This window comes from Rhodococcoides kyotonense (assembly GCF_900188125.1).
GTDB classification, from domain to species: Bacteria; Actinomycetota; Actinomycetes; order Mycobacteriales; family Mycobacteriaceae; genus Rhodococcoides; species Rhodococcoides kyotonense.
The window spans coordinates 138448-152884 of record NZ_FZOW01000012.1; the positions used below are offsets into that span (position 1 = coordinate 138448).

Sequence of the window (14437 nt, forward strand, 5' to 3'; positions counted from 1 at the left end):
TCGTGATCGACCTCAAGTTCCTCCGCGAGAACCCTGACGTTGTCCGTGCCTCGCAGCGCACCCGCGGCGAAGACCCCGGTCTTGTCGACGTGCTGCTCGAGGCCGATTCCTCCCGTCGTGCTGCGGTGTTGGCCGGTGATCAGCTGCGTGCCGAACAGAAGGCGCTGGGCAAGAAGGTCGGCAAGGCGTCTCCCGACGAGCGTCCGGCGCTGCTGGCCGGTGCCTCCGAGCTCGCCGCGAAGGTCAAGGCCGCCGAAGCCGCACAGAACGAGGCCGACGCGGCACTCGACGTCGCGGCGCGCAAGATCTCGAACATCGTCGAGGACGGCGCTCCGGCGGGCGGCGAGGACGACTACGTTCTGCTCGAGACCGTCGGCGAGATTCCGACGTTCGACTTCGAGCCCAAGGATCACCTCGAGCTCGGCGAGTCGCTGAACTTGATCGACATGGAACGCGGCGCGAAGGTCTCCGGTTCACGGTTCTACTTCATGACCGGTTACGGCGCTCTGTTGCAGCAGGGCATGCTGCAGCTCGCCGCGCAGAAGGCCGTCAAGAACGGTTTCCAGATGATGATCCCGCCGGTGCTCGTGCGCCCGGAGATCATGGCAGGGACCGGATTCCTCGGTGCGCATGCCGACGAGATCTACCGCCTCGAAGCAGATGATCTGTACCTCGTCGGAACGTCCGAAGTCGCGCTCGCCGGATACCACTCGGGCGAGATCATCGACCTGTCCGACGGCCCGAAGCGCTACGCGGGCTGGTCGTCGTGCTTCCGTCGTGAGGCGGGTAGCTACGGCAAGGACACGCGCGGCATCATCCGCGTGCACCAGTTCGACAAGATCGAGATGTTCTCCTACATCAAGCCGGAGGACGCTGCAGCCGAGCACAAGAAACTGCTCGAATTCGAGCGGGAAATGCTTGCGGCAGTGGAACTTCCGTACCGCATCATCGACGTCGCCGGTGGCGACCTCGGCTCGTCGGCTGCGCGTAAGTACGACTGCGAAGCCTGGGTCCCGACGCAGAACGCGTACCGCGAGCTGACGTCGACATCGAACTGCACGACGTTCCAGGCCCGTCGCCTCGGGGTTCGCTACCGCGACGAGAACGGCAAGCCGCAGACCGCCGCGACGTTGAACGGCACGTTGGCGACGACGCGATGGATCGTCGCAATCCTCGAGAACCACCAGCAGGCCGACGGCACCGTGCGTGTCCCGGAGGCGCTGGTCCCGTTCGTCGGGACGGACGTTCTGCGCTAGCGCCCTTGTGCACGAAAATACATAGCGGCCTGTGTATTTTCGTGTACATGGGGTGTCAGCCGCCGTATTTTGCCGTCACTCGATTTTCGAGCCACTGCAGCGCGATCGTCGGAGGCAGAGCCATGACCATGATGAGAACGACTGTGCCCATGATGTTTTCCATACGCACCAGGCTGACGTTGCGAAGAAGTTCGTAGCCGATACCGCTCGACGACGAGAACATCTCGGCGAGAAGCAATCCGAGGAACGCGAGACCGAACGTCATGCGCATACCCGTCGCCAGCGCTGGAAGCGCCGACGGGATGACGATCTGCCTGATGAGGCGCGGCCAGCTCACCCGTAGTGACGCAGCCATTTTCAAATGAATCCGTTGCACCGACGCCGTACTTTCGACGGCGACGAGGAACATCGGAACAAACGCGGCGTAGAACGTGAACCCGCCGCGGCTGAGTTCTCCGATGCCGAGGAACGACAGGAAGATCGGGTACAGGACGATTTTCGGAATGCTGTTGATGGAGTAGAAGATCGGCAGGATCGCGCGCGTCCAGAACGGGCTGATGCCCAGCGCAAGACCGAGCAGTGAGCCGACCACGGTACTGGCGAGGTATCCGAGGACGAGGATGCGCAGCGAATCGAACACGTTGGCTCGGAACTCGGCTTTTCCGAGGTCGTCGGCCAGCGAGGCCATCGCCTCCGCGGGCGTCGGGAAGATCAGACTGTTCGCGACGAGCGCGGCAAGCCACCACGCTGCGACGGCCATTGTTGCGACGACGACCGGGGGTGCGAACCGGCGGAGCAGACTTCGGTGCTTCTTCTTCGGTGGTGCAAGGCTCTCGGTTCCGGTGACGGGCAGTGTGGTGGTCATCGGCGACGCCTCCAGTCGAATCTGTTGAGTACGGCCGATATGCCGAGCGTTGCGAGTAGAGCCAGCGCAGTGACGACCAGAATGCCTGCGTACATTTCGTCGATGTCGAAGCTGTCGTAAGCGATCGATATGAAATGGCCGAGACCCTGTGTGGACAGGATGAATTCACTGGCGAGCACCGAGATGATGGCGTAGGACAGGCCCAGCTTGAGGCCGGTGACGATGTTGGGGAGCGCGTAGGGAAGCAGGATAGAACGAAAGAATTGCCAGCGAGTCATCTCCAGGGTCGTTCCGAGCTTGGTCACGATGGGACTCACGGAGTTGAAGCCCGTGCGCGCGTTCAACGCGACAACTCCGAACGCGAAGATCGTCGACAGAACGGCGATCGGGGCAATCCCGCTGCCGAACAGTACGACCATGATCGGGTAGAGGGCGAACGTCGGTACCGCGTAGTACACGTTGAGGTAGGGCTGGAAGGCTCTGTCCCACAATTCGAAACGCCACAGCATGTAGGCCGCTGCGACTCCGAGGACGGAACTGAGCACGAACGCGACGACAATGATGCCGAGCGTGCGTCCGAGGGCGTCGGCGAGGAACTCCGGGTCGCCGAGAAGTTCGACCATCGTCACCGCCATGTCCGAGACAGGAACAATGTCGAGCGGTGATGCCAACGGCGACCGGGCGTACACCTCGATCACGAGGAGAGCCACCAGAATGATCGCAGCAGTCCACCCGGGAGCACGCATCCGTACAACGGTGGACGGTGGTGGCCGAAGATAGCCGGGAACAACCGATCTCGTCGAGGTCATGGCTCGATGCTCATCGTCTTCTTGGCCTCGTCGCGCAGGCTGGCCCAGATTCGTTCGTGCAGCTCACGCGCTTCCGGGCTCGCCAGCACGTCCTCCGAACGCGGGCGAGGCAGATCGACCTCCAGTTCGTCGATGAATCGGCCCGGCCGAGCGCTCATGACCAGCACGCGGTCCGACAAGAGCACCGCCTCCTGAATGCTGTGGGTGATGAAAAGCACTCCACACGTGAGCTTCTCGACGATCTTGAGCAGCTCGTAGGACATCACGAGCCGAGTCTGTTCGTCGAGCGCGCCGAACGGCTCGTCGGCGAGAATCAGATCGGGTTCCATCGACAGGCACCGAGCAATCGCGACGCGCTGACGCATTCCGCCGGACAATTGCGTCGGAAAATGATCGCCGAACTTCGATAGCCCTACGGTTGCAAGCAATTCGTCTGCACGAAAACGTCGTTCGCGCCTTCCGACGCCCTGGACCTCCAGAGCGAAGGCGACGTTGTCGCGAACGGTTCGCCACGGTAGCGTCGCCGATTCCTGGAAGATGATCGCGGTCTTGCTCCTGGGTCCGGTCAACGGTCGGTTGTCGACCCGGACGGTTCCGCCGTCGTGATCCTGCAGTCCTGCGAAGATCTCCAGAAGCGTCGACTTTCCGCAGCCGCTCGGCCCGACGACGGAGACGAATTCACCTCTGCCGATTGCCAAGTCGATCTCGTGCAGCGCGACGACGTCGCCGAATCGGCGAGACACCGACGATGCGACGGCAATGTTGTCCGTCGTCCTGTTTCGTTCCATGGTTCGCGTCACGGGCGTCACTTTCTCGATCGATCGGACGGAGCGGTGGTGTCGCAGTCGCCCGGCATCTCCCGCGAGACACCGTCGGCCAGGAACTGCGGGTCGAACAGAGTGCAGAAGTCGGGCACGCGGTCGCTCCCCGACGCTTCGACTCCGGACTGTGCGGCGTCGACGCCTGCCGGTTCGAAGCCGCCTCCCCATGTGTCGACCGACGAGGCACGCTCGACGACGGCTTGCGCCGACTCGACGTCGAAGCCGGTGTAGGAAGCATAGATTCGGGCTGCGGCGGTCGGGTCTGCCTTGATGGACGCGACCGCTTCGGTGTATCCGGCGTTGATGGCCCGCACCACACCCGGGTTGCTTTCGGCGTAGTCCTTCGTGGTGGTGATAGTCGATTGCAGGAAGCGCTGAACGTAATCGGGGCTCGAGACGATCAACTTGAAATCTTCGGGCCGCTGTTCGGCGACGATCGAAGGAATCAGCGCGATGTCCACCGACCCTGCTTCCAGAAGCGCCAGCCCCTCACCGATTCCGCCCGACGCGACACGCTCTATCTTGCTTGCATCGACTCCGGCCAGCTCGGGAAGTAGAAGCGTCAACGCATCCGATGCAGAGTTGGGCCGGGTGTATGCCCATTTTCGAACGTCCTCGATAGAGGAGATCGACGAATTGGACGCCAGCGCATAGAAATTCATCGGGTAGGGGCCTTGGGTACCACCGCCGACGATCCTCAGCTCCGAGCCGCCCGCGTCGGCCTGCACGATTGACGGGTAACTGACCTCGCCGATCGGTATATTGCCGTCGAGCAGGGTTCGCATGGTGGCGCTGCCGCCCTTGCCGGGGACGATGTTCTCGACGATGACGCCGTGCTTCTCGAACAGACCCTGTTGCTGCGCGACGAGCCACGGGATGCTGTAGATCTCCGCGGCGGCGGAGACGGTGACGTCGATGGTGACCGGATCGGCCGGATTTGCATCGGGACCTGGATCCGACCCGCAGGCAATCAGGCCGAGCGCGAGAATCACGGCGGCCGGAAGTAGCCCGGCACGGGGTGTGAACATGGATGTCCTAAGGCTGGTTGCTGTACGTGTGTGCGCCGAACGTCGAGGTGACATCAGCCACTCACGGTCTTTACTGAGACGTGAATTACAGACAAACCAACTTAAACATAAGACGTTTAGGGCGTCAAGGGGGCATCTGGGCGGTGCATGGCCGGGATTCCGAGGCTAAAGCTCAGATGTTTAACTGTTTTTTTGAGTGTTTATGTATAGCGGGCTATACATCTTCACTCACAAGGTGGGTTTGACGTCGTCTCCCCACGCGATGCGCTTCGGATCCCCGTGGCATTCGACGATCGCCGAATGGTCCGCGTCGAAGTAGTCCCAAGCCCAGGACAGGAACGCGTCGACCTTGCTGTGTGCGCCGCTCAGCAGTGCGGCGTGGACCCCGAGCCAGGCGGCAAACGCGAGTGGCCCCTCGACTTGGTGGCGATGTGCTCCCACTTCGGCTACTGCCGCGCCGCGACCGATCATCGCCATGATTCCCTTGTCGCGGTAGACGAAAGGCTTCGTGGGCTTGCCCTCGTCGGCCCGCAAAATGTTGTGCGCTGCCCAGGCTCCCGCCTGCTGAGCGACGGATCCCAACTGCGGCAACGTCTTTCCGTCGGCGTCAGGGATGTTCGCGACATCGCCGACGGCGTAGACCGCGTCGAACGTCGGGACGGTCAGGTCGGCCAGTACGTCGATTCTGCCGCCGTGCCCCGGGGCAACCTCGCACGTCGCAGTGACCGGTGCAGCTGCTTCACCACCGGCCCAGACGACGGTCCGCGACGAGATACGTGACCCGTCGCTGAGGGTGACGCCGTCCGCGTCGACGGCCTGCACACCGATACCGAGACACACCTTGGCTCCGTGTTCGACCAGCTTGTCGTGCGCGTACTCGTGCGACTTGTCGCTGAACGGGGCGAGAAGGGCCTTGCCGTGATTGATCAACCATGCCTGCCCGCGTCCGCCGGGGTGGTTCATCGTGCGAAGGGCTCGGAACAGTTCCGCGAATGCACCTGCCGTCTCGACCCCGGTGGGTCCACCACCGACGATGACGATGTCGAGCGGATCGTTCGCCTGGGCCAGCAGGTCGCGGACGTGGTGTCGGAGTCGTTCGGCGTCCGCGACGGAGTACAGCGGAAACGAGAACTCCTCGGCCCCGGGCGTTCCGAAGAAATTCGCCGTGGCACCCGCTGCGACGACGAGGTGATCCCCGGTGATCGTCTCACCCGGCACGACGAGGGAGCGGCCTCGAAAGTCGAGCTTGCCGATGTCGGCACGCACGACTCGAACCGTCGGCAGATGTTCGAAGATCGACGCCAAGGGCCTGGCGACGTCCTCGGCGGGCAATTGCGACGTCGCGACCTGGTAGAGCAGAGGCTGGAACTGGTGGTAGTCGTTGCGGTCGACGAGGGTGACGTCGACGCCCTTACGGCCCAGCTCGTGCGCACATGCGACACCTGCGAGTCCGGCACCGGCCACCACCACGTGAGTCATGGGTATCACAGTAGTTCCGCTGCTACGCCGGTGGCGGGTTTACGCTCAGCTGATGGTGCGTCTTCGGTCGTGGCTACTGAGCGATATCACCGAGCAGCCGTCGGGCCATCTTGGTCCGTACCGCAAGCCACGGAAGGTCGAACACACCCATCCGTGGTGGAAAGTGATGTGCCTGACGGGTGTCGACTACTTCTCCACGCTGGGATACCAGCCGGGAATCGCGGCGCTCGCTGCGGGCACGCTGGCGCCGCTGGCAACCGTCGTACTGATTCTGTTGACGCTCTTCGGTGCACTTCCGGTGTATCGACGCGTGGCCCGCGAGAGTCCACATGGTGAAGGCTCGATTGCGATGCTCGAGAAGCTGCTGCCGAAGTGGGGCGGCAAGATCTTCGTGCTCGTGCTGTTGGGGTTCGCAGCGACCGACTTTCTGATCACGATGACATTGTCGGCAGCCGACGCGTCGGCGCACGTCATCGAGAATCCCTTTGCACCAACCGGTTTGGGCGACGCCGAAGTGATCATCACGCTGGTGTTGTTGGCACTCCTGGCGGCAGTGTTTCTGAAGGGCTTCACCGAGGCCATCGGAATAGCCGTCGCGTTGGTCGGGACGTTTCTGGCGCTCAATCTCGTCGTCGTGGTGGTCGGGTTCTGGGAGATCGCGTCCAGGCCGTCGTTGATCACCGACTGGCAGCACGCGCTGACCGCCGAGCACAGCAACCCGCTGATGATGATCGCCGTCGCGCTCATCGTGTTTCCGAAGCTTGCACTCGGGCTGTCGGGGTTCGAGACGGGAGTCGCGGTGATGCCGCAGATCGAATCCCCTGTGAGTGGAAATGTGCACTCCTCTATACATTCTCACTCACGAGAGGTGGCCGGGCGCATCCGAGGAGCACGCCGACTCCTGACGACGGCTGCCCTGATCATGAGCGGATTCCTGCTGACGTCGAGCATCATCACCACCATCCTGATCCCCGAGCAGGAGTTCGAACCAGGAGGTCAGGCCAACGGACGCGCACTCGCGTATCTCGCGCACGAGTATCTGGGAAGTGCTTTCGGAACCATCTACGACGTCAGCACCATCGCGATTCTGTGGTTCGCGGGCGCGTCGGCGATGGCGGGCTTGCTCAATCTGGTCCCGCGCTACCTCCCGAAGTACGGCATGGCGCCGGAGTGGGCGCGAGCGGTTCGTCCACTGGTGCTTGTGTTCTCGGTGATCGCGTTCGTCGTGACGCTCTATTTCAAGGCAAGTGTCGACGCGCAGAGCGCAGCATATGCGACGGGTGTGTTGGTGCTCATCACGTCGGCATCGGTTGCGGTGTCGTTGTCCGCGGCGCATCGGGGTGAGCGGAGAAAGGAATGGTTGTTCGGCGTCGTAGCAACGATATTCGTGTACACGACCGTCGCGAACATCTTCGAACGTCCCGACGGCGTGAAAGTCGCATCGTTCTTCATCGTCGCGATCTTGGTGGTGTCGTTCGTCTCTCGGATCACGCGGTCGTTCGAATTACGGTCCACGTCGGTGACATTCGACGAGCAGGCGCTCGAATTCATCGAGGAAGCCGCCGCGCGGGGGAGTATCCAAGTGGTGTGCCATGATTCGCGGCACCTCGAGATCGAGGAGTACGCATCCAAGGAGACGCAGCAACGCGCGGACAGTCACATCCCTGCGGATGATCCGATCCTGTTCCTGGAAGCCAACATCAAGGATGCGTCGGAGTTCTCGACCGATCTCGTCGTGCACGGGCGGCAGCGCGGGGACTACCGAATCCTCTGGGTCGACGCGGCGGCAGTGCCCAATTCCATTGCCGCTGTGCTGCTCCAGATCCGAGACGAGACCGGTGTTCGGCCGGATGTCTACTTCGAGTGGTCGGAGGGCAATCCCGTCGTCAACCTGTTGCGGTTCCTGTTCATCGGCGTCGGCGAGGTGGCCCCGGTGACGCGTGAGGTCATCCGGCGGGCGGAGCCGGACCGGGAGCGTCGGCCGAACGTGCATGTCGGGTGATCGCTTGAATGAACCGTTCAAGCTATCTGATCGTATGAGTGAACCATTCAAGCGGTCGGGAGAGGGCGGTCGGGAGCGGGTGGTCAGGAGGAGAGGGCGGTCAGGACTGGGTGGTCAGAGGAACTGCCCGCCCACGAACCCGGCGAGAAGAACTGCCGTACCGCCGATTTCACCGGCGATCAGAGCCCACATGAACCCGTGAGTACCGCGGACGGGGTGTGCGAACTGGTTGTCGGTATCGCGGACGATCCCGTGGTACATGTAGCTGCCGATGGCCGCGACGAAGAAGAACACCACCACGAGACCGGCGGTGAGGTTGACTGCCGTCGGGAATCCCGAGAACTCCGTCAACGCCGCGAGCACCAGCGTCGCGAACGAGTACATCAGCGCCGCACGGTGGGCGATGTCGACATAAGGGTGCGCGAGGGCGGTCGCCGACGTCGACATCTCACGGAACTTCCACACCCCGAGCGCGAGGGCCCACAGCAGAATCAGACCGGCAAGGAGCAGCAGGATCTTGGTGTCGACGCCGATCACGCGACGTCGCCGATGCAGTAGCCGGTCTGGTCGGCGGTCAGGGTGAAGATCCGGTTCTGCTCGAACCCGGATACATCGGTGACGTCGGCGTACACCGTCGTATAGGGGCCGTTCACCGCCGCGACGTAGACGCTGGACGGGTTGTACGACGCGGATCCGGTGAGCAGGCCAGGATTGACGGCTAGAGGCGGAATCGTCGGTGCACCGGTTCCCTGTGGATCCCACGTCGGATCGCCGGCACAGACGACCGGATAGTCACCTTCGAGGTCTGCCGGTGACACGGGAGCGCCGGTGAAGCGGCCGAGGTACCGGGTGACGGTGTAATTGGCGTCGACGTCGGCGAACACGGGTTGCGTCCCGGCCGGCGACACGCGCGGGCACGCGTAGCCGGATACGACGTCGGTGCGTGTGATCGACAAGGTGACCGCCGGACCGTTCCAGTTCACGGTCGACGGCCCGTCGACGCCGGGTGCGGCGGCCGCGTCGAGAATCCCCGCGACGTCCGCGTACTGCGTCGGCAACTCGGTGGGCGGCACGGTCCAGCACCTCGCGGCTACGGCTGGAATGCCGCCGGATTCGAGATCGACCAGGAACGCGCGCAGCGCAGACGCGGCCTGAGGGTTACCGGGAACATCGCCGACGCTCGGGCCAGGTGGGGGTGCGACAGTGGTGGTCGGCGCCACCGTTTGTTCGACCGTCGGGGTCTTGGGAGGGTCCGTGGGGATCCCCTGTTGGCCGTCGCCCTCGCAGGCGGTGAGCGACAGAACCGCTACCGACAGTCCGACACCTGCGAAAGCGATACTGCGCAAACCACTCATGTTCAGCTGACCTTCCCCACTTTGTCTTCTCCCCATGACGTCGTTACGACTACGCTAACCGACTGTGGAACCCGTCTATCGATCCGTCATCGGCATTGCTCGTGTGGTCTTCGCATTCGAAGGCCTGAAGTTCGAGGTCGAGGGCGAGGAGAACATCCCCGCGACCGGCGGTGCTGTCGTCGCCGTCAATCACACCGGCTACATGGACTTCACGTATGCGGGGCTGCCGCCGCGAACCGTCAAGCGGTACATCCGCTTCATGGCGAAGAAGGAAGTGTTCGACAACAAGATCTCCGGTCCGATCATGCGGGCTCTGAAGCACATCCCGGTCGATCGTGCTGCGGGTGCGGAGTCGTACAAGGCGGCCGTTCAGTCGTTGAGCAAGGGTGAGCTCGTCGGTGTCTATCCCGAGGCGACCATCAGCCGAAGCTTCGAGATCAAGGAATTCAAGTCCGGCGCCGCACGGATGGCCATCGAGGCAGGCGTCCCGATCATCCCGACGGTCATCTGGGGCGCACAGCGGGTGTGGACCAAGGGATTCCCGAAACGTCTGGGGCGCACCAAGACTCCGATTTCGATTGCCGTCGGAAAGCCGATCGATCCCGTCGGTCCGCCGGCCGAGTTGACCGAGAAGCTGCATGCGACGATGCAGGAGATGCTGCTGAAGCTTCAGGAAGGCTACGAGCACCCCGCCGGCGCCTACTGGGTGCCTGCTCGTCTCGGAGGTAGTGCTCCGACGCTGGACGAGGCCAACAAACTCGACGCGGACGACGCGGCGGCGAAAGCTGCACGGCGACAAGGCAAGTAATGTCCCGCGAGCCGGTGTACGCGACTCTCACCGCACTGGTGCGAGCGATCACCACGGCTCAGGGCCTGCGCACCACTTATCGCGGCACCGAGAACATCCCGCGCGAGGGTGGCGTGGTGCTCGCGGTCAACCACACCGCGTACCTGGATTTCATGCAGGTGGGACTCGTTGCGCGTCAGGGCAAACGGCGTGTGCGATTCATGATGAAGAAGGAACTGGAACGCAACCCCATCGTCGGCTTCCTGATGCGGCACTGCAAGGCGATCGGGGTCGACCGTGAAGCAGGAGCCCAGTCGTACCAGGCGGCTGTGCAGTCCCTGCGCGACGGCGAACTCGTGTGCGTCTATCCCGAGGCCACGATCAGTCGGAGTTTCGAATTGAAACGCTTCAAGTCGGGTGCGGCGCGGATGTCGCTCGAAGCGAATGTGCCGATCGTCCCTGTCGCGATCTGGGGTGCGCAGCGCGTCATGACGAAGGACATTCCAAGAGCCGTCGGGCGACATAATTTTCCGATTCACATCGCCGTCGGCCCGCCGATCGCCCCGCACGGGACACCCGACCAACTGACAGCCGAACTACGGACCGCGATGGACATCGCATTGAACGCCGCGCAGAACGGCTACCAGCATCCCGTCGGCGCGCGGTGGGTTCCGCGCAGGCTCGGCGGAACGGCACCGACTCTCGACGAGGCGCTGAAGATCGAAGAAGCGGAACGAGCGGCGAGGAAAAGCAGGTCAGCTGATTGACGCGTGCCACACCAGCGCGGCCGCGAGGGCGCCCAGGCCGTTGAGCGACCAGTGCAGTGCGATCGGGGCTATCAAACTGCCGCTACGACGCCTCAGCCACGTGAAGACGAAGCCTGCCGCTGCGGTCGCGATCACGGCCGCGAGGATGCCGACGACCTGGCCGAACACTCCACCGCCGAGGAAGTTGCTCAGACCGGCGTTCCCTGCGGTCAGGCCCAGCGACGACGCGATGTGCCACAGTCCGAACAGCAGCGACCCGGCGGCGAAGACCCCGCGGGCGCCGTAGATGCGGCCGAGCGTGCCGTGCAGCACGCCGCGGAACGCCAATTCTTCCGGAATGACCGTTTGCAGCGGGATGACGATCATCGACGCCACCAGCGCAGCCGAGATGGTCGCATAGCGATCCGCCATGAAGAATGGCCTGGTCAACGGTAGGAGCGCACCGATCGCGACGACCGTCAGAACCAGTCCGACGGCGGCGAGCGCGTAGATCGACCCCGTCTTCCACTGCCTCGGCGACAGCCCGAGTTCTGCCCATCCGAGCCCGCGCCGACGCGTCAGGGCAACCAGGACGACGGCCGCGATCGGCACCGTCGCGATGCTGGCCCACACCGTCGTGAAATGAGCGATCAGATTGGTACACACAAGCACCACGACCACGACGGCGACGTCGAGATACGCGTGGAAGCCGCGCCAGCGAGCAGCAGTCGCGGCGTCCTTGGTCATGAGCATTCGGCCGAGTGTACGGACGATTCCTGAGAACGCAGGTGGAACGGGATGCTAACGCGGCTGAGTTGCCCGTCGTAGTCCTCGGTAGGCCGGGACCACGGCGACAGCGAAGATCCCCAGCGACCAGAGCCCGGCACGTGCCAGCGCGGCCCCGCTGGGTTCGCCGAGCGCCACTGCCTGCATCGCCTCGATCGCGCAACTCATCGGCTGGTACTCGACGAGCGGCTGGATCCAGGTCGGATACGCCGCGAGCGGCACGAACCCCGGACTCAGGAACATCGACAGCGAGCAGAACAGCGACACGGTTTCGACGAGGGCCGTCTTACCGAGGCTGAACGACGCGGCCATGACAGCGGTCGCGAACGCCATGCCGTAGACGAGGGGGATGGCGAACAGCAGCGCCCATGATCCGTGACAGTGGAAACCCAGAAGGAGGCCGACGACGACGATGACGGTTGTCGTCACGAGGATCCGTGCGGCCTCGGCGGTCACTCGGCCCGCCAGTGACGACGCCCGGTGGATCGGCAGCACCCAGAATCGCGCGAGAATTCCTGCGTCCCATTCTCTTCCGAGCCTCACTGCACCGGCGACGGACCCGAGCATGGCAGACAACAGCGCCGTCATCGGAACCGTGCCGTACAGCGAGCTGTGTCCGGAGAATGCGGAAACCTGCTGTCCCAGAACGATGGTGAGAATCACCAGCATGATGGCCGGGTACAGGATGGACTGCATCAGCGTCATCGGATCACGCACGAGGTGCAGCAGCAGCCGCTTGCTCTGCAGAAGGGTCTGGGGGACGAGTACGGAGGTGGCGTTCTCGCTCATGGGCGCCTCGTATTCACGCGTAGGGACAGGGGGACGAATAGCAGCAACATGCCGACGAGCCACAACACGGCCGGGTAGAGCGACGAACCGGTGGCGGTCCCGTCGGCGAGGCCGCGCAGTGCCGTCGTGAACTGCGAGATGGGTTGGTTGCGGACGAACGGCTGAACCCACTCCGGGAACTGGTCGAGCGGCGCGAAACCGCTCGACAGCATGCCAAGGATCAGCTGCGGAACGATCAGGATCTGCGTCGTGGCCTCGGGGCTCTTGGACGTCGTGCCGATCATGTCGGCGCCGATGATGAGTGCGACGGCGATGACGGCGACGAACCCGAAGAAGCATGCGGTCTGAATCGCGCTGCCGGAGAACCGAAACCCGATCACGTAGCCGCATCCGAGCGCCGCCGCCGACGACACGGCACACTTCAGCAACCCGGTTGCGACGCGTGCGGTGAACGGAACCGACGGTGCCACCGGCATCGACGCGAAACGCGTGTTGATGCCGTCCACTGCGTCGGTGGCGGCGAGGAACGCAGCGGAGATCGCGGTGAATGCTATGGCCTGCAACGCGATCAGTGGCATCAGGAACTGCCCGAAATCGGCGACGCCGTTGCCGAACAGCGAAATCACCTTCTGCAGAGGCAGATAGAAGCCGATCGTGAACACGACAGGGGCGATCAGCGCGGTGACGAGTTCACCGGCGCGCACCGACGTTCGGAGTGTGCGCGACGTCAGCACCCACCACTGGACCGAAGACGGCGCGGTCACGACGCGACCTTCTCGTCGGCAGGTGTGCCCGTGAGAGCGAGGAAGACCTCGTCGAGCGAAGGGCGGCGCAGTGCGATGTCGACGAGTTCGATTCCAGCGGAGTCGATCCGGTGGAGAACCTCGGTCAGCGTCCTGGCTCCGTCGGGTGCGGGGACCGACACCCGATCGGACGACGGGTCGAGCAGGAAACCGTCGGGAAACATCGGTCGAAGAACGGCGGCGACGGAGGGCAGGACGTCCGGATGCAGCGGGACCACCTCGCAGAAGCTGCCGCCCGTGCGTGCCTTCAATTCAGCGGACGTCCCCTCGGCGACGACGGTTCCGTGATCGACGACAACGATTCTGTCGCTCAACACATCTGCCTCCTCGAGGTACTGCGTCGTCAGCAGAGTGGTGATGCCCTGATCGGAGAATCCGGCGACCAGGTCCCACACCGCTTGGCGGCTTCGTGGGTCGAGACCGGTGGTCGGCTCGTCGAGGAACACCACCTCGGGAGGGACGACGAGTCCACACGCGATGTCGATGCGACGACGCATCCCACCGGAGTATCGGCCTACCCGTCGGCCTGCGGCGTGGGTGAGGTCGAACTCGTCGAGCAGCTCGTCGGCGCGACGTGCCGCTGCCCGCTTGCGTAGGCCCATGAGTCGAGCGAACATCACGAGATTCTCGTAGCCGCTGAGGGTTTCGTCGAGTGTCGCATGCTGTCCGGTCAGCATGATGGATGCTCGTACGCCTGCCGGGTCGGTGACCACATCGTGGCCTGCAACCCGTGCGGTTCCGCTGTCCGGGGTGACGAGGGTGGCGAGAACACCGACGGTCGTCGTCTTGCCTGCGCCGTTGGGGCCGAGGACGGCCAACACCTCGCCGCGTTCGGCTGTGAAGTCGATGCCGCGCAGGGCGTGGACGGGGCCGTAGGACTTGCGTAGTCCGGATACTTCGATCGATTTCAT

At 63.7% G+C, this 14437-nt stretch carries 15 protein-coding genes; 4 read left to right on the forward strand and 11 right to left on the reverse strand.

Annotation, left to right across the window (positions count from 1 at the left end; translation table 11 throughout):
- Window positions 1-2 precede the first annotated feature (2 nt).
- Complete coding sequence (gene serS / locus CHB96_RS19970) at window positions 3-1256, forward strand: serine--tRNA ligase (protein WP_089249462.1); 1254 nt, start codon at window positions 3-5, stop codon at window positions 1254-1256.
- 55 nt (window positions 1257-1311) lie between these two features.
- Here the strand turns inward: serS and CHB96_RS19975 are convergent, their stop codons facing one another.
- The 5 genes from CHB96_RS19975 to CHB96_RS19995 form a co-directional block, all read right to left on the reverse strand.
- Window positions 1312-2121 carry an ABC transporter permease gene (locus CHB96_RS19975; protein ID WP_245865932.1) on the reverse strand — a complete coding sequence of 270 codons (810 nt, stop codon included), beginning with the start codon at window positions 2119-2121 and terminating at the stop codon, window positions 1312-1314.
- Window positions 2118-2930: an ABC transporter permease gene (locus CHB96_RS19980; protein ID WP_089249464.1), complete on the reverse strand. Its 813-nt coding sequence runs from the start codon at window positions 2928-2930 to the stop codon at window positions 2118-2120. The genes CHB96_RS19975 and CHB96_RS19980 overlap by 4 nt, the downstream gene beginning before the upstream one ends.
- Complete coding sequence (locus CHB96_RS19985; protein WP_089249600.1) at window positions 2927-3730, reverse strand: ABC transporter ATP-binding protein; 804 nt, start codon at window positions 3728-3730, stop codon at window positions 2927-2929. The genes CHB96_RS19980 and CHB96_RS19985 overlap by 4 nt, the downstream gene beginning before the upstream one ends.
- A gap of 5 nt (window positions 3731-3735) precedes the next feature.
- Complete coding sequence (locus CHB96_RS19990) at window positions 3736-4779, reverse strand: ABC transporter substrate-binding protein (RefSeq protein WP_089249466.1); 1044 nt, start codon at window positions 4777-4779, stop codon at window positions 3736-3738.
- Window positions 4780-5007: 228 nt separating this feature from the next.
- Window positions 5008-6258 (reverse strand): NAD(P)/FAD-dependent oxidoreductase, encoded by a 1251-nt coding sequence (locus tag CHB96_RS19995; RefSeq protein WP_089249468.1) that lies wholly within the window; start codon window positions 6256-6258, stop codon window positions 5008-5010.
- A gap of 52 nt (window positions 6259-6310) precedes the next feature.
- Between CHB96_RS19995 and CHB96_RS20000 the strand changes: the two genes are divergently transcribed.
- Complete coding sequence (locus CHB96_RS20000) at window positions 6311-8260, forward strand: APC family permease (RefSeq protein WP_089249470.1); 1950 nt, start codon at window positions 6311-6313, stop codon at window positions 8258-8260.
- Window positions 8261-8374: 114 nt separating this feature from the next.
- Here the strand turns inward: CHB96_RS20000 and CHB96_RS20005 are convergent, their stop codons facing one another.
- Window positions 8375-8797: a hypothetical protein gene (locus tag CHB96_RS20005; RefSeq protein ID WP_089249472.1), complete on the reverse strand. Its 423-nt coding sequence runs from the start codon at window positions 8795-8797 to the stop codon at window positions 8375-8377.
- Window positions 8794-9615, reverse strand: coding sequence for a hypothetical protein (locus CHB96_RS20010; protein WP_245865934.1), 822 nt, complete (start codon window positions 9613-9615; stop codon window positions 8794-8796). The genes CHB96_RS20005 and CHB96_RS20010 overlap by 4 nt, the downstream gene beginning before the upstream one ends.
- A gap of 64 nt (window positions 9616-9679) precedes the next feature.
- Here CHB96_RS20010 and CHB96_RS20015 point away from each other — a divergent pair, with 64 nt between their 5' ends.
- Together CHB96_RS20015 and CHB96_RS20020 are read left to right on the forward strand one after the other, a co-directional pair.
- Window positions 9680-10423, forward strand: a complete 744-nt coding sequence (locus CHB96_RS20015; protein ID WP_089249476.1) for a lysophospholipid acyltransferase family protein — start codon at window positions 9680-9682, stop codon at window positions 10421-10423.
- On the forward strand, window positions 10423-11169 hold the full coding sequence (locus tag CHB96_RS20020) for a lysophospholipid acyltransferase family protein (RefSeq protein ID WP_089249478.1): 747 nt from the start codon (window positions 10423-10425) through the stop codon (window positions 11167-11169). Before CHB96_RS20015 ends, CHB96_RS20020 begins: the two co-directional genes overlap by 1 nt.
- Here the strand turns inward: CHB96_RS20020 and CHB96_RS20025 are convergent.
- The 4 genes from CHB96_RS20025 to CHB96_RS20040 are packed head-to-tail and all read right to left on the reverse strand — an operon-like array spanning window position 11158 to window position 14437.
- Window positions 11158-11901 carry a CPBP family intramembrane glutamic endopeptidase gene (locus tag CHB96_RS20025; RefSeq protein ID WP_089249480.1) on the reverse strand — a complete coding sequence of 248 codons (744 nt, stop codon included), beginning with the start codon at window positions 11899-11901 and terminating at the stop codon, window positions 11158-11160. The two genes, CHB96_RS20020 and CHB96_RS20025, sit on opposite strands and share 12 nt — an antisense overlap.
- Before the next feature lie 48 nt (window positions 11902-11949).
- Window positions 11950-12723: an ABC transporter permease gene (locus tag CHB96_RS20030; protein ID WP_089249481.1), complete on the reverse strand. Its 774-nt coding sequence runs from the start codon at window positions 12721-12723 to the stop codon at window positions 11950-11952.
- Window positions 12720-13487, reverse strand: coding sequence for an ABC transporter permease (locus CHB96_RS20035; RefSeq protein WP_089249483.1), 768 nt, complete (start codon window positions 13485-13487; stop codon window positions 12720-12722). Before CHB96_RS20035 ends, CHB96_RS20030 begins: the two co-directional genes overlap by 4 nt.
- Window positions 13484-14437: an ATP-binding cassette domain-containing protein gene (locus CHB96_RS20040; protein WP_089249485.1), complete on the reverse strand. Its 954-nt coding sequence runs from the start codon at window positions 14435-14437 to the stop codon at window positions 13484-13486. The genes CHB96_RS20035 and CHB96_RS20040 overlap by 4 nt, the downstream gene beginning before the upstream one ends.

Excerpts from the sequence above, each read along its gene's own strand:
- CHB96_RS19975 (WP_245865932.1), bottom strand. The coding sequence starts at position 2,121 with ATGACCACCACACTGCCCGTCACCGGAACCGAGAGCCTTGCACCACCG.
- CHB96_RS19980 (WP_089249464.1), bottom strand. The coding sequence starts at position 2,930 with ATGACCTCGACGAGATCGGTTGTTCCCGGCTATCTTCGGCCACCACCG.
- CHB96_RS19990 (WP_089249466.1), bottom strand. The coding sequence starts at position 4,779 with ATGTTCACACCCCGTGCCGGGCTACTTCCGGCCGCCGTGATTCTCGCG.
- CHB96_RS19995 (WP_089249468.1), bottom strand. The coding sequence starts at position 6,258 with ATGACTCACGTGGTGGTGGCCGGTGCCGGACTCGCAGGTGTCGCATGT.
- CHB96_RS20000 (WP_089249470.1), top strand. The coding sequence starts at position 6,311 with ATGGTGCGTCTTCGGTCGTGGCTACTGAGCGATATCACCGAGCAGCCG.
- CHB96_RS20010 (WP_245865934.1), bottom strand. The coding sequence starts at position 9,615 with ATGAGTGGTTTGCGCAGTATCGCTTTCGCAGGTGTCGGACTGTCGGTA.
- CHB96_RS20020 (WP_089249478.1), top strand. The coding sequence starts at position 10,423 with ATGTCCCGCGAGCCGGTGTACGCGACTCTCACCGCACTGGTGCGAGCG.
- CHB96_RS20025 (WP_089249480.1), bottom strand. The coding sequence starts at position 11,901 with ATGCTCATGACCAAGGACGCCGCGACTGCTGCTCGCTGGCGCGGCTTC.
- CHB96_RS20030 (WP_089249481.1), bottom strand. The coding sequence starts at position 12,723 with ATGAGCGAGAACGCCACCTCCGTACTCGTCCCCCAGACCCTTCTGCAG.
- CHB96_RS20040 (WP_089249485.1), bottom strand. The coding sequence starts at position 14,437 with ATGAAATCGATCGAAGTATCCGGACTACGCAAGTCCTACGGCCCCGTC.